18 protein-coding genes are annotated in these 20,303 nt (G+C 63.2%); 3 read left to right on the top strand and 15 right to left on the bottom strand.

The annotated features are described in order from the left end of the window. Positions 1–15: 15 nt before the first annotated feature. Complete coding sequence (locus J2X11_RS04440; RefSeq protein ID WP_309967136.1) at positions 16–1,482, bottom strand: NCS2 family permease; 1,467 nt, start codon at positions 1,480–1,482, stop codon at positions 16–18. Between the two features lie 71 nt (positions 1,483–1,553). Continuing rightward, positions 1,554–2,561 carry an NHL repeat-containing protein gene (locus J2X11_RS04435; protein WP_309967134.1) on the bottom strand — a complete coding sequence of 336 codons (1,008 nt, stop codon included), beginning with the start codon at positions 2,559–2,561 and terminating at the stop codon, positions 1,554–1,556. A gap of 59 nt (positions 2,562–2,620) precedes the next feature. Between J2X11_RS04435 and J2X11_RS04430 the strand changes: the two genes are divergently transcribed. Further along, entirely contained in the window at positions 2,621–3,028 is a 408-nt protein-coding gene (locus J2X11_RS04430; RefSeq protein ID WP_309967132.1) for a DUF2530 domain-containing protein, read from the top strand. A gap of 3 nt (positions 3,029–3,031) precedes the next feature. Here the strand turns inward: J2X11_RS04430 and J2X11_RS04425 are convergent, their stop codons facing one another. After that, positions 3,032–3,775 (bottom strand): DUF3027 domain-containing protein, encoded by a 744-nt coding sequence (locus J2X11_RS04425; protein ID WP_309967130.1) that lies wholly within the window; start codon positions 3,773–3,775, stop codon positions 3,032–3,034. Between the two features lie 58 nt (positions 3,776–3,833). On the opposite strand from J2X11_RS04425, the gene J2X11_RS04420 reads away from it, so the two are divergent. Beyond that, positions 3,834–5,255: an MFS transporter gene (locus J2X11_RS04420; RefSeq protein WP_309967128.1), complete on the top strand. Its 1,422-nt coding sequence runs from the start codon at positions 3,834–3,836 to the stop codon at positions 5,253–5,255. Here the strand turns inward: J2X11_RS04420 and J2X11_RS04415 are convergent. Genes J2X11_RS04415 through J2X11_RS04390 form a run of 6 tightly spaced genes read right to left on the bottom strand, consistent with a single transcriptional unit; the run spans position 5,252 to position 13,072 of the window. Then, a complete protein-coding gene (locus J2X11_RS04415) occupies positions 5,252–5,647 on the bottom strand; it encodes a cold-shock protein (protein ID WP_309967126.1) in 396 nt (131 codons plus the stop codon). The two genes, J2X11_RS04420 and J2X11_RS04415, sit on opposite strands and share 4 nt — an antisense overlap. Before the next feature lie 36 nt (positions 5,648–5,683). Then, positions 5,684–6,685 carry a YihY/virulence factor BrkB family protein gene (locus J2X11_RS04410; RefSeq protein ID WP_309967124.1) on the bottom strand — a complete coding sequence of 334 codons (1,002 nt, stop codon included), beginning with the start codon at positions 6,683–6,685 and terminating at the stop codon, positions 5,684–5,686. Further along, positions 6,682–7,059 carry a type II toxin-antitoxin system PemK/MazF family toxin gene (locus tag J2X11_RS04405; RefSeq protein ID WP_309967123.1) on the bottom strand — a complete coding sequence of 126 codons (378 nt, stop codon included), beginning with the start codon at positions 7,057–7,059 and terminating at the stop codon, positions 6,682–6,684. Before J2X11_RS04405 ends, J2X11_RS04410 begins: the two co-directional genes overlap by 4 nt. Before the next feature lie 21 nt (positions 7,060–7,080). Beyond that, positions 7,081–8,676, bottom strand: a complete 1,596-nt coding sequence (locus J2X11_RS04400) for an AMP-binding protein (protein WP_309967122.1) — start codon at positions 8,674–8,676, stop codon at positions 7,081–7,083. A 47-nt stretch (positions 8,677–8,723) separates the two neighbouring features. Further along, positions 8,724–9,602 (bottom strand): hypothetical protein, encoded by an 879-nt coding sequence (locus J2X11_RS04395; protein ID WP_309967121.1) that lies wholly within the window; start codon positions 9,600–9,602, stop codon positions 8,724–8,726. Positions 9,603–9,604: 2 nt separating this feature from the next. Then, positions 9,605–13,072 (bottom strand): hypothetical protein, encoded by a 3,468-nt coding sequence (locus J2X11_RS04390; protein ID WP_309967119.1) that lies wholly within the window; start codon positions 13,070–13,072, stop codon positions 9,605–9,607. A 115-nt stretch (positions 13,073–13,187) separates the two neighbouring features. On the opposite strand from J2X11_RS04390, the gene kynA reads away from it, so the two are divergent. Beyond that, positions 13,188–14,033 (top strand): tryptophan 2,3-dioxygenase, encoded by an 846-nt coding sequence (gene kynA / locus J2X11_RS04385; protein WP_309967117.1) that lies wholly within the window; start codon positions 13,188–13,190, stop codon positions 14,031–14,033. Here kynA and J2X11_RS04380 read toward each other — a convergent pair. From J2X11_RS04380 to J2X11_RS04355, 6 genes are all read right to left on the bottom strand, one after another. After that, on the bottom strand, positions 14,030–14,755 hold the full coding sequence (locus J2X11_RS04380) for an acyltransferase (protein ID WP_309967115.1): 726 nt from the start codon (positions 14,753–14,755) through the stop codon (positions 14,030–14,032). The two genes, kynA and J2X11_RS04380, sit on opposite strands and share 4 nt — an antisense overlap. Before the next feature lie 86 nt (positions 14,756–14,841). After that, entirely contained in the window at positions 14,842–16,470 is a 1,629-nt protein-coding gene (gene groL / locus J2X11_RS04375; RefSeq protein WP_309967113.1) for a chaperonin GroEL, read from the bottom strand. 174 nt (positions 16,471–16,644) lie between these two features. Further along, positions 16,645–17,907, bottom strand: coding sequence for a hypothetical protein (locus tag J2X11_RS04370; protein ID WP_309967111.1), 1,263 nt, complete (start codon positions 17,905–17,907; stop codon positions 16,645–16,647). After that, positions 17,904–18,299, bottom strand: coding sequence for a hypothetical protein (locus J2X11_RS04365; protein ID WP_309967109.1), 396 nt, complete (start codon positions 18,297–18,299; stop codon positions 17,904–17,906). The genes J2X11_RS04370 and J2X11_RS04365 overlap by 4 nt, the downstream gene beginning before the upstream one ends. Further along, on the bottom strand, positions 18,296–18,481 hold the full coding sequence (locus tag J2X11_RS04360) for a hypothetical protein (protein WP_309967107.1): 186 nt from the start codon (positions 18,479–18,481) through the stop codon (positions 18,296–18,298). Before J2X11_RS04360 ends, J2X11_RS04365 begins: the two co-directional genes overlap by 4 nt. Further along, complete coding sequence (locus J2X11_RS04355; protein ID WP_309967105.1) at positions 18,478–20,295, bottom strand: hypothetical protein; 1,818 nt, start codon at positions 20,293–20,295, stop codon at positions 18,478–18,480. Before J2X11_RS04355 ends, J2X11_RS04360 begins: the two co-directional genes overlap by 4 nt. Between the last annotated feature and the right edge of the window lie 8 nt (positions 20,296–20,303).

The following is a 20,303-nucleotide window of genomic DNA, read 5'->3' as shown; positions in this document are numbered from 1 at the left end:
CCCAACATAGAACCTCTAGGTCAACCAGCGGGTGATCGGATCGATCGCGAAGTAGACGACGAACAGAATCGAGATCAGCCACATCAGTGGGTGAATCTCAGTGATCTTGTTCTTGACCAGTTTGATCACGACGTACGCGACGAAGCCTGCGCCGATACCGGCCGTGATCGAGTAGGTGAACGGCATCAGCGCGATCGTCAGGAACGCCGGGATCGCGATGTCCGAGTCATCCCAGCTGATGTTCTTGACCTGGCTCATCATCAGGAAGCCGACGAGGACCAGGGCAGGAACTGCCGCTTCGTTGGGGATGTGCTCGACCAGCGGGACTGCCAGTGTCGACAGCAGGAACAGCACACCGGTGACGACCGAAGCGAGGCCCGTACGAGCGCCGTCGCCAACTCCCGAAGCCGACTCGATGTATGACGTGTTGCTCGAGATGCCCGCAGCGCCACCAGCCGCAGCGGCGATGGAGTCGACGATCAGGATCTTCTGCGCACCCTCGGGCGTGCCGTCCTTGTCGTTGAGATCCGCTTCCGCACCAATGGCGGTCATCGTGCCCATCGTGTCGAAGAAGTCAGCCAGCAACAGCGTGAACACCAACAGCGCAGCCGTCACAGCACCAGCGCGATCGAAGCCGTCGAACAGGTTGAAGTCACCCAGCAGGCCGAAGTCAGGCTTCGCGAAGACCTTGTCGGGCCATTCAGGAACGTTCAGGTTCCAGCCCTTTGAGGTGGGATCGCCAAAGCTAGGCGCCGTGTCAGTGATCTTCTGGATGATGCCGGCGATGATCGTCGTGGCGATGATGCCGATCAGGATGGCACCCGGGATGCCACGCGAGTAGAGCGAGATCATCAGCAACAGGCCGATGATGAACACCAGCACGGGCCAACCGGAGAGGTCGCCACCGATACCCAGGTTCACCGGAGGCGCGGCGAGACCACTCGTGCGTACGAAGCCTGCGTCAACCAGACCGATGAACGTGATGAACAGACCGATACCGACGGCGATCGCGGTCTTGAGCTGTCGCGGAACGGCGTCGAACACTGCTTTTCTGAAGCCAGTCAGCACCAGGACCAAGATGATCAGGCCCTCAAGGACGACGAGACCCATCGCGTCCGCCCACGTCATCTGCGACGCGACCGAGAACGCGACGAATGCGTTGAGTCCAAGTCCGGTCGCGAGTGCGAGCGGGAAGTTGGCCACGACGCCCATGAGGATCGTGAGCACACCTGCGACCAGCGCTGTCACGGCCGCGATGGTCGCGAATCCTGAGCCCGGCTCGGAGCCGCCACCGAGGAAGTTCCCGTCCACGTCAGCGACGTTGGACAAGATGATCGGGTTGAGCACGATGATGTACGCCATCGTCAAGAAGGTCACGGCACCGCCGCGTACCTCTCGCCCGATGCTCGACCCGCGCTCGCTGATCTTGAAGTAGTTCTCCAGCGCGCTACCGCCGCTGGGCTTTTTGGTCGTACTTGTCATCGCCGCCCTCTGCTCTCAATGGGAGTGTGTGCCCGAGGCCTATCGACAACGGAGCATGCCAGAGGAAGGCCTTAGTCCGATACGACTCGACGAGAACGTTTTGCACGAATCGCCACACCAACACCCAGGATCACAGCAGCCCCCACAGCACCGAACACGAACAGCATCGGCTCAACGGGCAGATCATCACCCTGCTCTGGAGTCGGCTTGGAAGCGTCCGTCGGCGTCGGCGTCGGCTCGGGAGTGGCCGAGGGGATGGGCACACGAATGAGCTCCGAATCGGAGCCCTCGCTGCCGACAAGCAATGAGCGGGCCTCGGCCGCAATCGTCTCACCCTGCTTCTGGTCCGGCGTCCGGACACCGTTGAGCAGCGTCCCCTTCGCCGCATCAAACAGATACATCGAGGCGTACGTACGCATGACCGCGTACTTGCCGTCTGACGTGTAGGTCGCGTCAGTGACAGCCGACGGTCCGGTGCCCTTCTGAGCGACCGCGAGATTGGTGCGATCGGTCGACAACGTAGTCGGCAGTTTGTAGATCGTGCCGCTGAGCAGTGCCTTGCTCACCAGGAGCTTGGCCCCGGTCACTGGATGGACCAGCAGCGCCTCAACGTTGTGCGAGTCGGCGTCATACGAGATCGGGTAGCGCGATGCCACGACCGTGTGATTGCCGGGCCCCTGTTCAGGCAATGCGTACAGGGCAGCGTCCTTGCGGCGTTCGAGGTTGTCGCCGGTGTCAGCCACCCACAACGTGCCTTCGCTGTCGATCGCCAGCGCCTCGGTGTCACTCAGCGTGCCGCCCTCGACTCGGGTCACACCGACTGTACGACCGGTCTTCAGCTCGATGGCGAAGATCAGCGGATCGTTGCCCGAGTCGTTGATCGTGTAGACGATGCCGTCGTACGAGCGACTCACCGCAAGCCCGCTCGACTCGGTGATCCGCGGATCGTTCATACGACTGACGACCTGCGGTTCGGCCTCGGCTCCGTCGGCACGACGAGCCAGGGAGCTGACGATCACGACTACGAGCAACAGGACGAGCAGTCCCGGGATCAGGAGTCGGCGGTAGCGTGGATTCATTGCCGCCAAGCATGACAGGACGCACCGGTGGCGCCGATCCCGGCGGGTAGTGTGGAGACGTGACAGACAAAGACGACTGGGTGATCCGTCAGGGCGACGGTCCCGAGACCATCGAGCGCAAGATGGGGCATCGCGAGATCGCCCGCCTCGATCGTGCCGCTCGTCGCCACGAGTTCGGTCGCCCCGAGATCACCGAACTCGAGATCGGCAGCAAGACCCACCGGGTCGCCGAAGTCGAGCCGATGGATGTTGACGGCGTACGCACCATGACCGTCGGCACGATCGTCTGGGGCGTTGTCGCCGTCGCACTGCTGCCGTTCCTCGGCACGCTCGACAAGGACAACCACACCTGGTGGTTGTGGACCGCGGTCGCCGGATTTGGCCTCGGCCTGATCGGCATCGAGTACTGCCGTCGCCGCCGCAACGCCCTGCGTATGCAGCCGGGGCGTCGCCGCCGCGTTGACTGAGTCTTAGAACTCGTCGATATCTGCGCCGACAGTGTCGAACACTGTCGGGGGAAGCTCCTGAGGAGCTGCCGAACGGCTCAGCCGGGCGCCTGAGTGCGCACCGCAGCCGTGATCGAACGACACGGCGCGACCATCGTCATTGGCCATACCGTTGGCGCATACGCCGAAGCGTTCGGCGAGCGGTCCAGCCAGGCTGACCATGAAGCCGCACGAGATGCACGAACCGGCGGCTTGCTGAGCGATCGGAGCATCGGGGCCCTGGTCGCCTTCGTGCCAGCGGTCAGCCGCCATTTCGCGGCCCTCGAACGACAGAGTCCATTCGCGGCCGAGGCCAACCTCGCGGGCGAAGAAGCGATCCGCGGTCTGCTCTTCGCCGTCACCTGCAGTCCAGGTCGGAACCAGTCGTACGTCGTCCTCGTCCGGCGGGAGCACGTCGCCGGGGCTGAGGTCGCCCGGACGAATGCGCTCACGGTAGGGAGTCCATACCGGCGCGACGATCGCGTCATCGCCGGGAAGCAGCACCACATCGTTGATCGTGATGGCGTCTGAGTCAGGTGAGCGCGACAGGCTGACTGACCAGTACCAGCCGACGTAGCCGGGCTTGGTGCATCCGAAGTGGTGCGAAACCATGCCGTTCTCGTCCTCGACGGCACGCTGGTGCTCGCCTACGACGCCGGCGTCCGCGACCTCGTCGACGGCAGCGCGCGCGACATCGATCGCGGCAATGAGCTTCTCGTCGACGGACATGCGTCCATTGTTCCATGGCCCACCGTGCGCGCTACCCGCGGTGAGGCAGGATGAAGATATGGACGAGCAGGACGAGCCGCAGTCACCCGTCCACCCTCCTGCGCCCATAGAACCGCCCGAGTCGCGTCTCTCCCGATCCGCACGTATCGCTGGCAAGGTCTCCACCCGTACGGCCCGAGCTGTTGCTCAGGGCAGCACCACGGCATTCACCGGCGCCCGACGATTCACCCACGCCGGTGGCGCAGGTGAGAGCGGTCTTTCGCGACTGCTCGAGCTGCATGCCTTCAACACGGCAGGTGATGCGGCGATCGCCGTATCGCTGGCTGGCACGCTCTTCTTCACGGTCCCGACCGACGACGCAGCTGGACAGGTCGCGCTGTTCCTCGTGCTGACGATGCTCCCGTTCGCGATCGTCGCACCGCTGATTGGCCCGTTCCTCGACCGGTTCCGCCGCGGTCGCCGTTGGGCGATCGGTGCCACCCTCGCCGTACGCGCGTTCTGCTGCTGGGTGCTCGCCGGAGCGGTCGTCGACGAATCCCCCGCGTTCTACTTCGCCGCGCTCGGCTGCCTGGTGGCATCCAAGGCGTACGGCGTCACCCGTGCCTCCGCAGTGCCACGCATCCTGCCGCCAGATTTCACGCTGGTGAAGGCCAACTCACGTATCTCGCTGACCGGTACGGCTGCCGGAGCGATCTCAGCGCCCATCGCGATCGGCGCCGCGGCCATCGGAGCCCCCTGGGCGCTGCGCTACGCGGCACTCCTGTTCGTGATCGGCACCATCCTGGCGATCTTGCTGCCGCCGCGAGTCGACTCGAGCGAAGGCGAAGAGCCGGTCGATCTCGCCCACATCGCCGCGTCGGCCAAGAAGAAGGGCATCAGCATCACTCGCGGCGTCGTCAATGGGCTTCGCAGCAACGCTGGCCTGCGACTGCTGTCCGGGTTCCTGACAATCTTCATGGCGTTCACTCTGCGCGAGCCACCCGAGTCGATGGGATGGAGCGGCAGCGCGACCATCCTGCTTGGGCTCGTCATTGGTGGTGCCGGATTCGGAAACGTTCTTGGTGTCCTCATCGGTTCATCCGCCCGCTCCCGCAAGCCGCAGAACGTCGTCATCGCCGTACTGATCCTCGACGTTGCCGTCGTCAGTGTCGTTGCCGTCCTGTTCACGTGGTGGACCGTCGTGATCTTGGGCGTGACGATCGGCCTGTGCCAGTCACTCGGCAAGCTGAGCCTTGATGCGTTGATCCAGAACGACGTACGCGAAGAGGTCCGCACGAGCATGTTCGCCCGGTCCGAGACGCTGCTTCAGCTCTCGTGGGTCATCGGTGGTCTGATCGGCATCGGCCTGTTCACGATCGATGCCACACCACGGGTTGGCCTGCTCGCTATCGCCGCGATTCTGCTCGGCTGGCTCGCATTCGTGCTCACGCGAGCGCGCAACGAACCAGCGCCACGCGCGAGCGAGCCCGCTGAGCTCTAGAGCTCGAGCTCGGTGGCGACTGCGCGGAGAACCTGAGCCGCCGGCTTCGAGACCTTGTTGTCGGGGTGGCGACCGTGACGGTAGCCCTCACCGATCTTGTCGAGCATCTTGATGAGGTCCTCGACGATGACCGCCATGGCCTCGGGATCCTTGCGACGGGCCTGCGACTGTGACTTCGACACCGACGTGACGGGATCGAGAAGACGTACCTGGAGAGCCTGGTCTCCACGGCTGCCCTGCACGATGCCGAACTCAACGCGGCTGCCAGCTTTGAGCGTGTCAACGCCGGCGGGCAGGGCGTCAGAGCGGACGTAGACGTCTTCGCCCTCGTCCTGGCTCAGGAACCCAAAGCCCTTTTCAGCGTCGTACCACTTCACTTTGCCCGTAGGCATGGCATTTCCTCACGGTTGTCGGTGTGTGCCCTAAGCCTAGTCGGACAGCGGCGGCTTCGGCTTGCGGTCCTCGAACGTGACCTCCACCGACTGGAATCCCTTGTGTCGCTGCGACTTCGCGTATGCCGCGTACGCCTTCTGATCTGCGTCCGTGAGCACGACGTTGTCAGTGAACGGAGTGAGCAACGCGCGCGGGTAGAGCTTGCGAGCCGTGACGACGTTGACCTCGAGTCCGAGGACAGCCATGACGGCCGCCAAGAAGATGAACGCCATGAGACCGAGCACCAGCGCGAACGTCGAGTTCATCGAGCTGGCCTTGTTGATCACGTTCTCCACGAAGGATTGGCCACCGACCTGCAACAGCTGCCATAGAAGAGCCGTCGTGGCCGCCCCAGGAAGAACTGACCGCCACGAGCCTCGTCCACCGCTGACCAGCCGGAACAGGGCACCGAAAATCAAGACGCTCAGCAAGAAGCCCACGATCTTGATTGCAAACGTGATCTCTCTCGAGACCCCAACGCCGATCTGGTCGGGGTTGCTGAACAACGTCGTGATGACAGCGATCAAAAGGATGCCCAGTCCGCTGGCGGCGAGGAAGAAGATGCTCCGCAGGCGCAGCAGGAATGGGTTGGCGCGACTGTTGCGCGGAACCGACCACGCGATGTTGGCAGCATTCTGGGTGGCCTGACCCAGGCCCATCGAGCCATATAGCGCCGCCAGCGAACCGATCACAATCGCCCCCGTGCTGCCGTTCAGGCCGTTGGGGCGTCCGAGCGCATCACCGACGATCGGGAACTGACTCAGCGCGGAGTCGAGCAGGCGGTCACGCAGATCTGGATCGTCCTGCAGGACGAAGCCGAGAATCGAGGTCGAGATCAGCAGCAACGGGAAGATTGCGATGAAGGCGTAGTAAGAAATGATCGCCGCGAGGTAAGGCCCCTGGTCATCGAAATATTTGTAGATGACGGCAATCGGAAATCCGAGGATTGCGTGCTTGCGCTGGAATGCGTCGATGCGGCCAATACGGGGCTCAGTCACGGCAGGTGTGGTCCCAGCGCTGAGACGAGTGCAGTGAATCGCGGTTCGTCGAGGACGGCGCCCTCGCGTCGTACATCGGCAGGATCCACGACAAGGAAACGATCCAGACGGACCTCGCTCGGTCGACCCTTGGAGTCCCAAGGTCCTGACCCGAGGTTGTACCAATAGCGGCCAGCAACTGCCTCGTCCGCCATGTCGCGATCGTGATCCACCGAGGTCATCATCAACCCGATGAGCTGGTCACCCTCGCGTGAGATCAGCACGACCGGCCGATCCTTGCCCTGAGTGGGATCGTCCTCGTACGCAACCCAGGTCCACACGACCTCGCCAGGATCGGGCTGCCCATCCGGATGCGGGTCGTACGTGATGTTCACGCAGTCAGCCTAGTGGCGTCGTCATTCGAACTCGGGCAGCTCGCGTTTCATGACCTTGCCGGTGGGGTTGCGCGGAAGCTCGTCCAGGAACATCGTCTTGCCCGGTACGGCGAAGCGAGCAACATGCTCTTTCGCGTACGTTTTGATGTCGTCCTCGGTGAGTGACTTGCCGTCCTTGACCACGACATACGCAGCCAGCACCTGGCCGAATTTGTCGTCGTCGATGCCGGTGACGACCACGTCAGCGACGTCGGGATGATCGATCAGCGCGTCTTCGAGCTCGCGCGGGAAGACGTTCTCACCGCCGGAGATGATCATGTCGTCGTCACGGCCCGACACGAACAGTCGTCCGTTCTCGTCGAAGTGACCGAGGTCGCCGGTGCTCATCAGCCCATCGCTGAAGGCCTTGGTATTGCCGTCGGTGTAGCCGCCGAACGGCATGTCGTTGCCGACGTGGATGACGCCAGTCTCTCCACGCGGCACTTCCTTGCCCTCAGCGTCGAGGATGCGGACGGTCGTACGGAATGGCGGGACGCCTGCCGTACCCGGCGCTTCGCGCAGATCGGTCGGGCTGGCGATCGTGACCCATCCGGTCTCGGTTGCGCCGTAGAAGTTGTAGACCGAGTCGGTGAACGTGTCCATGTAGTGGTTCGCCAACTCACCAGCGAGCGCTGATCCGCTGCTCGCAGTGATCTTGAGCGACGAAACGTCAGCCTTCTTGATCACCTCGGGATCGGCGTCGACCATGCGCTGCATCATCAGCGGGACGACGACAAGCGCATCGGCCTTCTGCTCCTCGATGTCCTTGATGACACGGGTCGGCTCGAATCGGCGGCGTAAGACGTATGTGGGCGCCAACGAGAGACCGAAGCCGAAGTTGATGAGGCCCCACGAGTGGAACAGCGGCGCCGCGAGAACGATCGTGGCGTTGCCGCGGTAAGGGATCGCGCCGAAGAATGAGACGAGCGGCTTGAGATCTGCTGGCTCCTCGCGGCGCGCTCCCTTGGGGAGACCTGTGGTGCCCGACGTGAAGATGACGACCTGACCGTTGCGTGCCGGCTTCGAGTGACCCTTGGTGGGCTGGTCGGCGCTGATCGCCGCGACAGAGGGCAGGCCAGCCGGCGCATCGTCGTCAGCCCAGGCGAGGATCACCTTGTCCTGATCGACGTCGCCGGCGACCTCGAGGAACTCCTGATCCACGATCACCAGCGAGGCGTTCTCCCGCTTGGCAAGTTCGCCGAGCTGCGAGCGGCTGGCCATGGTGTTGAGCAGGAGCACACGTCCGCCGGCCTGCATGATCGCGATCATCGCGATCAGCATGTAGCGGTGGTTGCGGCACAGCAGTGCGACTGAGTCGCCCGCCTCGATCCCGCGGTCCTTCAGCGCCTGCGTGAGCTGATTGATCTGCGCAGCGAACTCCGACCAGGTCAGTTCGCCTGCATCGTCGATGATGGCGAGTTGGCGGGGGAAGCGCTTGGCAGCGGCGTTCACACCAGACGGGAAGCCCGGCCCCCACTTGACTAGCTGAAGACCTGCGCCCAGCATCTTGTGCGGCAAGATCGGCTTCATCATGCCGATCTGACGGAAAACCTTGAGCGTAAATCCCAGTTCAGTCATGCGTTCCAACGTATATGACGCCGTACCTCGGGTACGGACGGATGCAGCTAGTCCTTGCTGGTGCCGGCGATGAATGAGCCAATCGGGGTGGTGAACGCCTGCCCGTTGGCTTCGATGTAGAAGAAGTACGAGACCTTCACCGTGCGCGACGTTGTCCCGGCCGACAGCCAGTCGAGGTGGCATTGACTCCGGCTGGGGTCGTCATCGTCCTGGCTCAGCGGCTCGCACGGGTAGGGCGAGTAGTCGGACTCGTCTCCTTGCATGATGTTCACCGTCACCGTTGCGTCGGCGGGTTCAATCGCCGTCGCCTGGAACCGATACACATACCCTGCTCCAGCGATGCGGGCGACTTCGCCCACGGCGTCTGGCGGCGAGAGCACCGGTTCTGTCGTCTCAATCGGCGTCGGTGTTGATTCCGTCGGCGAGGGAGTCGGGGTCGGCTTTGTCGGCAGACTGGGCCCCTTGGGTTCGCCGTCAACCGTCACGATGATGGTGTGGCCCTTGATCCAGCTGCCACCGGTGGCGAAGGAAGGTGTCAACTTGTATGCCCCCGGCGCCCGTGGGATCCACACAACGGTCGCTGTCTGCAGCCCCTGAGGCTCATAGGGCCCTTCAGTCTCGCTCGCCAACCCGGATCGAGTGATCTTGTCAGTCGTCAGAGTGGGACCTGCACCGCCGCCAACCTTCGCCACTTCCACTCTCACTGAGGTGGCGAATTCCCCCCGACCGACGTGCAGGAGCAGATTGAAAGGTCCCTTGGGGACGTGCTGCTTGGTGATCGGCTGATCGAACCAGATCGCCACGTCCTCCGACGGCGGCGGCACGAACTTCGCGACAGCACCTCCCACCCCTGCCACGACGACCGCACCGATGGCGATCTTCGAGACGAGTGCGTTCGACACACCTGACAGGAAACCCAGAGCCACGGCTACTTCACCACCATGTAGTAGAAGTCGCTCGGACGGTCGTCATCGACGAACGCCGGAAAACTGCCGCCCTTCTTGTCAAACTCGAACACCAGGTTCGTGTCCTTGAAGCACGGGGAATTGACCTGCACGTTGAGGTACTTCGGGTCGTCCTTCGGATAGCTGGGTTCCAACGTCTGTGCGCTTGGCGGGAATGCTCGACTGTCGGGCAGCACGGGGATTCGGATGGACGCTCGCTGCTTCTTGGCACCCGGCACGGTCTTCAGCGTCGACCGAATGGGGCGCAGTGTGTACAGAACCTTGTCACCGTCGACACCACCATCAAGAAGGACGCGAACGTTTGCGGTGATGGGGCAGGTCTGTAGGGACGTGAAGAGGCTTGTTGGAGTCTCGATGATGATCTCCGGCGTGGTGTCGGTGACCGGCTCGCTCGCTGTCCCCGGCGGCAGCCCGTACGGGAGTTCCATCGCAGCACCGACTTGGCCCGAGTAGAAGGTGTTCATCTTGTCCGAGAGTGCGCGCGCGACGGCTTTTGCGACCAGGTTGCAGGCCGAGATGCCACCTCCCGCCTCCTTGGAGCGGCGCGAGTCATCTACGAGCTTCTGGATGCCGTTGGCACCCAGGCCGTCAGCCAGCCCACCGGCAGTCGACATGCCTTCGACAGTCTCTTCGTCCAGCGTCAACGTGTCGCAGGCGGCGCCGACGCCGGGGATCTGCCGCATTGCCACCTCAATGCCAGTAGCGAGCCAGGCTTCGGCCTCACCGTTGGCGATTGCGCGAGCAGCCTGCGAGGTCGGAACGGTCGGCGGCAGGCCGGTGTAGTACGTGATCACGGCCTGAACGACCACCGTCACGACCGTCGAGCAAGCTTTGTACGCATCCGCGCCGCCCGACTTGATCGCCACGCATACCGGGTTGAACTTGGCGATGGCCTCGACGAAATCCGTGCGCATTTGGTTGTAGAACATCGAGATGAGGTCGTAGTAGGTGATCAGCAGCTCGTTGAGGGCCTTGGTCGCGCCCTTCAGGTCGTCTGCGAAGTAGTAGCCAGCGGCCGCGCCGATGACAGCGCCAGCCGGGCCACCGACGGCAAAGCCGACCGCGAACCCGAACAGCACGGCCGTCGCCTGGCAGGCCAGCCCGCATTCGGCTTCCTTTTTGGCCTTGGCAGCGTCCGACGAGGCCTTGAAGATCGCGTCAGCCTCCGGGTCCAGACAGTGCACGACGTTGGTCTCTTCGCCCCAATCCCTGATCGCGATCGCCCGGTCGCTGACGTTGGCATTGATCCTGTACGACTCGTTCTTGACGATCTTGGTCGCGACCTTAGGCTCGCCGAAGATCTGTTCCGCCACGGGCTTCTCCACATACGGCGCGGAGCCCGGGAACATCCGATATGAAGACGTGTCCGGGTAGTCGAGAATCGAGAAGCACTTTCCACGCGTGGCTTCCTTGGGAAAACTCGTGTCGATGCCCGGTTTGACGCTCGCCGTTGGCTTGACCTGAATCCATTTCTTCTCGTCGGCCATGTCGATCTTGATGCTGTTGGATGCGATGCCAATCGAGTATTGGTTCCCCGTTTGCCCGTTGTCGAGGCACTTGTCGAGGCACTGATTGTCAGTTGCCACCGCCCGTACATAGAGCGTGGTCAGGAGATTGTGGTCAGAAGCCATGTTCGCTTTCGCGAGCTCCAGCGACAGCGCATCGTCGAAGGACAAGCCCTGATCGTCGCCGTCCGTTCCCGGAAGTTTGGCGTCGCGCCATTTGTAGGGGTTGACCTTGGTCTTCGTGCCCTTGTTCTCGGCGACAAAGAACACACCTGGTGGGTGCAGGGAGGTCGTATTCTGGCTGATCGGGAACAGGCTGAACTGATAACTGATTCGCTTGACTTGTTCAGACGCAGCAGCCTCCAGCGTCACCGGAAGGTCGCTGCGGAGCTGAATGGTTTGCGTCACGCTCGGGTCGTCCGAGACGGGCTCAGGGGTGTACCCGGTCACCTCGTCGAACCCCGGAACACTGCTCCCACCGGATGAGATCGCGTCACCCACGGCGCCGATATCGCCCAGGCTCGCCTTGATGCTGAGCGACCCCTTGGTGGCGTTGACGGTGCCATCTTGCGGCAGCGGCCCGGGCGACCGGCAGCCCTCATTCGAGTCGGTACCGTTCCACTGATCAGGGTTTGGCATGTTCTTACGGCAGAACGTTCCGCTTGCGGCTTGTGCGGCCTGCGAACCGTCGAACGACCACACCCGTACGTCGAGTTGATTCCATTTGGTAGTCGACATATAGGCCGTCACAGAGTTGATCGAACCGCTCTGGAGATAGTTGCCTTGTCCGGCTGGGTATCGCTGCCATTCGCCCCGGTCGACCGACACATAGGCGTACGGCCTGTCGACGGACTTCTCGGTCATGAGTAGGCCGTTGACGATCTTGGCATCGCCGGTCCATCCGAGCGATGAGCAGTCGTCGGGGATCGTGATCGAAACCGGGATCGCCGCAGTCAGACCCAGTTCAGAGCTGTACGCCATCAGCGACGTCTTGCCGATCGGCAAGCCGGACGTCTTGAACGGCTTGCCCTTCTCGAGCGATCCAATCTGCAGGTAGCCGGGCTTGAGCGGAGTTGTCGCGAACAATGCGACCTTCCCGTCACCGACCGAATCCTTGAGCGTCACCGTCGCGGCACAGTCCTTGACCGTCGCCGTGATCCCCGCCTTGTCAGCAAGGGAGCCGGGCTTCTTTGCATTGAGCTTCTTGGTTGCATCGGCAGCTGACGGGAACTTGTAGTCGATGACCGTGCCGGGCGCGTAGGGCAGCGAGAGGGACTTGCTGGTCGGCACCGGGTTCAAGTTCTTGACGCCAACGCCGAGTCGGGATGCGAGCTGCTTCGGGGTCTCGCCGGGCGATGGCGACAGCGAGGCTCGCTTCATGCGCTCGGAGTTTGGCTTCTCAACGCCGTCGACAACGACAGTGGGCGGCTTCTCGTACAGATCCTCGGCGCGATCAAGAGCCGGGACGACGAACGGTGCCGCGACCGAGATCTTGCCGTCGGCGGCGATCAGGCGTGCCGTGAGGACGTGCTGACCAGCCGTCGTGGGCACGTAGTCGAACTCAGTCGACGTCACGTCGAAGACGGGCGCACCTTTCGGCTTGTCGCCCTTTTCGGGCGACCAGCTCAAGTATGGGCGACCGTCATCCCAGACCTCGAACGTCTTCACGTCGAGTCCGGTCGGTGCCTGGATCTGGAAGGTGACCTTCTCCGCACGCTTCACGAGCGGCGAATCGACCGGCGTCAGGCTCGACGGGAAGTCGACTGGGAGCGCCTTCGACGTGTCAGTGACCGAGTCGTTCGGAAGGAACTTGTTCTTGGCGGTGATGCCAACCGTCACGATCAGCGCGAGGGCAACGATGACGGACACGATGGCGACGATCGGGCTCGACAAGAACCCGGCTCGCTTCGACGCGACGCCAGCCATCCCCACTCCTGTCGTCGGTCCCCTGAGCCACAGGCTATGGATGCAGTATGGCGCTCAGTAGTAGGGAATTCCCCCGATTCGTCGTGTTGAACGCAGCACGGCATACCGTGGGGAAATGAGTGAGTCCTTCAGGCCGATCGAGGATGGGGTCGCGACCGACCTGCGCGGCGAGATGACGTACGCGAGTTACCTGCAACTTCCGACCCTGCTTTCGGCGCAGCAGCCGGTGTCCGACCATCACGACGAGATGCTGTTCGTGATTCAGCACCAGGTCACTGAGCTGTGGCTCAAGCAACTGATCCATGAGCTGCGATCCGCCATTGCACTGATTGCGGCTGACGACCTGCCGCCGGCCCTCAAGCGTCTCGCTCGAGTGAAGGCGATCCAGCGACAGATGTTCGAGCAGTGGGCAGTGCTCGAGACGCTGACGCCGATTGAGTACGCGCAGTTCCGCGACAAGCTCGGCAAGGCGTCTGGCTTCCAGTCACCGCAGTACCGCACGGTCGAGTTCCTGCTCGGCAACAAGAACCCGCAGATGATCAAAGTCTTCGAACACGATGAGTCGCTGCGCTCAGCGCTGCAGGCGGACCTCGACGCACCCAGCCTGTACGACGAGTTCCTGCGATTCCTCGCGCGACGCGGCCATGCCGTACCGAAGCACGTGCTCGAGCGGGACGTGACGCAGCCGTACACCGCCGACCCTGGCGTGATCGAAGTCCTTCGAAAGATCTATGACTCCCCCGACACCTACTGGGATGCCTACGAGATGAGCGAGGAGCTCGTCGACGTCGAGGGCAGCTTCCAACTGTGGCGATTCCGCCACCTCAAGACCGTCGAGCGGATCATCGGCTTCAAGCGCGGAACGGGCGGCTCATCCGGAGTGAACTTCCTCCAGAAGGCACTCGAGCTCACGTTCTTCCCCGAGCTCCTCGACGTTCGAACGCACATCGGCGCCCCTTAGGGCGTGTCTGCCTCGGTCCAGCCCACGTTTTCTCGCACGACCCGGGCAGGAATACCGGCCACCGCTGCATAGTCGGCGATTTTCTGCCCGCGGACCATGCTGAGTTGACCAACCACGACGCCATCGCCAATGTCGGAGTGACCGGTGACCACCGCGTCCCGACCCAGCCATACGTGACTCCCGATGCGAATGTGCGCCCCAAATGGATTGATGCGCTCTCCCGTTGTGCGGTCCTCGAGGCGATGCATGTCGTCAGTGGCGACATAGACATTGGCCGCCCACAACTGGTCTGGGCCGGCGACGATGCTGCCACCGTTGCGCGCGTCAATGACGGCACAACGAGTCGCCGTGACGGGTCCGTGAAGCACCACGGTTGATTCGGCGCCGCAATACATCTCTCCCGCCGTCAGCTTCACGTTCTGATCGATGAAGACGATGGCATCGTCTCCTCCGATCAAGAGGGATCTGAACAGGTGCATTTCTGAGCCAATGGCGATCAAGACGTTGCGCACAGGGATCATCGTGAGTGTCTCGATGATCTCGTCGGCGAGGTTGGCTCCCTCCGCGAAGTAGAGCGCGTTGCCGTCCTCGTGCCACCAGTCGGGGAAAGGGTCCATAACCCGTCGCCACGTCGCAGCACTGAGCGCGTCCGCGTCGACACCCGCGACGTGCAGGCGTTTGCGGTGTTCGGCGGTCATCTCCTCGCCGCGGGTCAATTCCACCGCCGCATCATCGCAGACGGCGGGGTCCGCGAACGACGAAAGCCCCGAACCTTTCGGTCCGGGGCCCTCGTTGTGTTGCTGAGTTCTTAGAACCCCATACCGCCCATGTCGCCCATGTCGGGGGCGCCACCGGCCGCAGCGGGCTCCGGCTTGTCGGCGACAACTGCCTCCGTCGTGAGGAACAGTGCGGCGATCGAGGCTGCGTTCTGCAGCGCCGAGCGCGTGACCTTGGCGGGATCGATGATGCCGGCCTTGATCATGTCGACGTACTCGCCCGTGGCCGCGTTGAGTCCGTGGCCCTGCTTGAGTCCGGCAACCTTCTCTGCGACAACTCCACCTTCGAGACCGGCGTTGATCGCGATCTGCTTGAGCGGAGCCGAAGCAGCGACACGCACAATGTTGGCGCCAGTCGCTTCGTCACCTTCGAGGCTGAGCTTCTCGAACACTGCGGCAGTTGCCTGCACGAGTGCAACGCCACCACCGGCGACGATGCCCTCTTCGACAGCAGCCTTCGCGTTGCGGACAGCGTCCTCAATGCGGTGCTTGCGCTCCTTGAGCTCGACCTCAGTTGCCGCGCCGACCTTGATGACAGCAACGCCGCCGGCCAGCTTGGCGAGACGCTCCTGGAGCTTCTCCTTGTCGTAGTCGGAGTCGCTGTTCTCGATCTCGGACTTGATCTGAGCAACGCGGCCCTGGATCTGCTCCTCGGAACCGGCGCCTTCGACGATCGTCGTCTCGTCCTTGGTCGTGACGACCTTGCGAGCCGTGCCGAGCAGCGTCAGGTCGGCGGTCTCAAGCTTGAGTCCAACTTCCTCGCTGATGACCTCTCCACCCGTGAGGATGGCGATGTCGGCCAGCATGGCCTTGCGGCGGTCACCGAAGCCGGGAGCCTTGATGGCAACCGACTTGAACGTGCCACGCATCTTGTTGACGATCAGGGTCGCGAGAGCCTCGCCCTCGACGTCCTCGGCGATGATGACGAGGGGCTTGCCCGACGCCATGACCTTCTCGAGGATCGGGACCATGTCCTTGACCGTGCTGATCTTGCCGTTGTAGATGAGGACGTAGGGGTCCTCGAGCACAGTCTCCATACGCTCGGGGTCCGTCACGAAGTAGCCCGACAGGTGACCCTTGTCGAAGCGCATGCCCTCGGTCAGCTCCAGGTCGATGCCAAACGTGTTGGACTCTTCGACTGTGATGACGCCTTCCTTGCCGACCTTGTCCATGGCTTCGGCGATGATCTCGCCGACCGTGGTGTCAGCAGCGGAGATCGAGGCAGTAGCAGCGATCTGCTCCTTGGTCTCGACGTCCTTGGCCATGCCGAGCAGCTGGGCGCTGATGGCTTCAACAGCGGCCTCGATGCCCTTCTTGAGGCCCATCGGGTTGGCGCCGGCTGCGACGTTGCGCAGACCTTCGCGAACGAGTGCCTGGGCGAGAACGGTGGCCGTGGTGGTGCCGTCGCCTGCGACGTCGTCAGTCTTCTTGGCGACTTCCTTGACGAGCTCGGCGCCGATCTTCTCGAACGGGTCCTCCAGCTCGATCTCCTTGGCGATGCTGACACCGTCGTTGGTGATCGTGGGGGCTCCCCACTTCTTCTCCAGGACGACGTTGCGTCCCTTGGGGCCGAGGGTGACCTTGACGGCGTCAGCGAGCTGGTTCATACCGCGCTCGAGGCCGCGACGGGCTTCCTCGTTGAAAGCAATGGTTTTTGCCATGTGTACGTTTCTCCGAATGGTTGTCCACGTGGGGGTCAGGCGATGCCCGCGACGGACGGCAGCGACGTTTGGCGAACCCTTCTCGCCTTGGTGCACAGCCTCATCGGTCTGACCCGTTGATCTAGCACTCTCATCATACGAGTGCTAATCAACGTCGCGCAATCAGGTGTGGCTTCAAGCAGAGAACAGCAGGAACAGACCGGTGAACGTGTACGCGACCATGAGCACGAGCAACGCGAGCTGTCCGGACAGGCGATGCGCTTTGGGAAGCAGCGCGAGCGCGCGATCGTGCGCCGCGATCACTGCGATCACATGGCCCGTCACCACCGCCGCCACCTTGAGGAACGCCAACGTGTCGACGTGCTCTGACAGGAAGTACGCCGTCGCGGGGTCGCCGAGAGGCTGCCAACCGCGGCCAAGGGGATCCAGCATCGCGATGAACGCGGACTGTCCCTTCTCGAGAAGGTACGTCGCGTAGTGGGCGACGATGTAACCGACGACGATCGGCACCAGCGTGTGGGCGAGCAGCCCTGGCAGTGCGCGTCGACGCTCGGGGGTCAGACCGCCGCTCGCGCGAGTCGCAAGAGTGAAGAGGATGCCGACCAAGGCACAGAAGCCGATGAGCGTTGCGGATTGCTCCAGAACACTTGGCGCCTTCTTCTGCCAGAACGTCGACGAAGAGAAGCTGTCGTACGCGGTCGATCCCAGCAGCGTTCCGAGAACTGCGACCAGCCCAGGTGCGACGGGAACCGTCGGGAGCGTGCGCAGTGGATTGTGCAGTGCGAAGCGACCATGACGTACGAACGGCGACAGCTTGGAAACGACCGCGCTGTAGACATCGAACGGATCGGCGCGATCGAACCACGTTGGGCCGAACAGCCATCCGCCGATCAACATCGCCCCGATGTAGATCGCGACCCACAGCCGTACCGAGGTGACATCGGCCGGATCTGGCGAAGCGAGCTCGAGCCACGCGAAAGCCATCAGTCCAGCGGCTGCCGGCCAATAGCCGAGCTTCGCCGGGTAGGTACGACGCCCATCGCCAAGCCACGACTGGATCGTGCGCCACGGCGAGAGGTCTCGCCAGACATGGCCAAACAGCAGCGCCAACGGCACCAGGCCCACCCAGGTCAGGATGTACAGCCAGCCCAGAGAAGCGTTGGTCTCGTTCGACGGCCCGCCGAACAAGGCGAGCAGGAACCACGCGGTCAGCACGAGTCCAACGACGGCTAGCCATGGACGGCGCACGGGAGGCTCCGCAGCCTCCGGATCGACGTCAGGCTTGGTGAACCGCGGCTGCTTCCACTCGACGACCAGCAACGCGAACGACAGTACGAGCGCCCACGAGGCGCCGACCATTGCGAACATCAGCGGGATCGGAAGATCGGTGGCACCGCCACCAATGCCGTGCTGCGCCAGCTCGGAACCGAGAGTCACGGGCGTGCGACGAGCTCCACGACGGTCACGTCGAGATGGTGCGCCTCGACAGCGACCTGGCCCGGCGTCTCGATCGTGAAGGTGAACGTCTTGTCGTCACCAGCCGCAACCTCGTACTCGTGCTCAGGATCGGAATGAACGTGAATCTCTTCCACGGCATCGCTGACGACGTGCAGGGTGATCGGCTCGCCAACCTTCACGTCAACCTTTTCGTCGAGAGGTAAAACCTCACCATTGGCGATCTCGATCTCAACCGTGACACCCTTCGGCGCCTCAGTGGTCGCGCTTGGCGTGGGCTCCGTTGTCGCAGTGGCTTCACTCGAGGGCTCACTCGTACTTCCGCAACCGGCAAGGGTCAGGGCCAGTAACAAGGCAGCAGCAGCTGGCTTCATTCATTTCCTTCAGGTTCAGGCTCGAAGGCACGCTCGATGAGCTCTCGCTCCTCACGCTCGTCCACTCGGTCCTTGCGGGCTATGTAGAGCACGACTCCCACCACCACGACGGCTGGGATGATCGCGGGGATCGCCAGCAGCGCGACGTGGTGGGCCAGCAGAACCTCGCCGGCAGGAGTCATGACGTCAGCGTAGGCGCACGGTCGTTCACTGCCTCGTGCTCCTCGATCTTTCGAGCGACGCGCGAGACCGCGATGCTGATGCCGAGGATGATGGCGAGGCTGCAGAACAGCACGACTCCATTGGCGATACCCCACACGAGTGGCGAGGTGTCGCCCTTCCGCTCGCGCTGGAGGATGTCGATCTCGGGTACGAAGTCGCGGGTGAACGAGGCTTCAGCCGGAAGTTCCTTCGCCTTCAACGGCGCATCGGCAGGCAGGAAGATCGGTACGGCTGCGAGCGTCCTGCCGTCCTGCAAGCGCAACAGCGTCTTCCAGTTGCCACCCACTGGCACAGGCTTGGTCGATTCCCAGGTGTTGTCACCCGTGCGACGGAGCTGATCTGTGACGATGCCGCCGCCCTGCCATGCCGTGATCTGGACCCACGTCGGATCCTTGTCAACCAGCGTGGACGGGTCGATCGTGACCTGGGCAGTCACCTCACGGTTTTCAGGCGTCCCCACCTCGGTGAGGGTGAAGTCAGCAGATGCGTTCTTGGGCACGGTGGCATTCAGGCCGTTCGCTACAGCGAGACCCGTGACCAGCACGGAGCCGACGATGATCGTTCGAGCGACCTTCTTGGTGGGCAGCTTGCCCTGGAGACCGAGCGCGAACAGCGCGCCACAGAGTCCCGAAGCAATGGCAACCGGTATCGCCATGGCCAGTCCCTCGGCCCACATGTCCTGGGTCCACGGGAAGGCGAAGACGCGATCGTTCCAGAGCTTCTCGATCACGAGACCGACGGTGCCGATCAACAGTCCGCCGACAGCACCGAACCACAAGGGCTTTTCCTTGAGCTTGGTGAAGGCGAGTAGCTCGATCAGGACCGCGCTGCCGAGGTAGAGCGGGAACACGTGGTGCGCCTCGCCCATCACGTCAGTCACGACGAACGACACGATGCCGCGCATCAGCAGGAAGAACACAGCTGCCGCGATTGCAGCGCCGGGGCCGACGTACAGGCGAGCGGCGACCAGCGGGATGCCGGCAGCGGCAACGATCATCAGCGGTGCGAACACCATGCGGAACTGGGCGATGCCGAAGTCGAACTCGCCCTGGAACACCGACAGACCGATCAGCAGCGAGCCGAACGCGACAGAGACCAGGATCGTGGACAGCCATGTGGGAAGAGCATTGCCCTTCTGCGCCATGGCAACTTCTGCCTCACGGTGCAGCAGGATGATGCCGGCGGTCGACAGACCTGCGCCACCGATCAGCATCAGGTGCGTCGGACCCCAGAGGGTCACGTCCTGGCCGAAGAGGCGGTGCCACACGTCATCGAGCGGGAAGCCGATGAGCGCGTACAGACCGCACGCGGCGATGAAGATGCCGCTGACCGGGGCGTACCAGGTGCGGGTGATCTTGACTGCGGCGACGCCGGGCTTCTCACCGTCACGCGGGAACACGACGGCGGACATGCCAGCGATGAAGAGTGCGAAAAGTCCGTACAGGATCAGGTAGTGCGCCGGGTTGGCGAGGGGTCCAGCGTCGCGGCCGCGTCCTGCGTGGAGGCTGACATCCCACATGAAGCCGAGCAGGGCGACGATCAGCGAGCTGCCGACGAACACCGTCGGGATGGTCGACCAGCCGGGCTCGCCGTTGCGAACCCCGAGGCGGTCACCGATCTTCTGGAACCAGTCAATGCGGTGGGTGCGGTGCGCCCAGGCGATGGCCAGCAGGACCAGCGTGACGAGGCCGGCAGCGATGGACAGGCCGATGACCTGACCCAGCTCGGCGCCGCCTACAGGAGCGGTGATGGGCTCGGAAGCATGAGGAAACATACCGAGAG

The organism is Aeromicrobium panaciterrae, assembly GCF_031457275.1.
GTDB lineage: Bacteria > Actinomycetota > Actinomycetes > Propionibacteriales > Nocardioidaceae > Aeromicrobium > Aeromicrobium panaciterrae_A.
The sequence above is the reverse complement of the archived record's forward strand: the minus strand, read 5'-3'. Positions and strand labels throughout refer to the sequence as shown.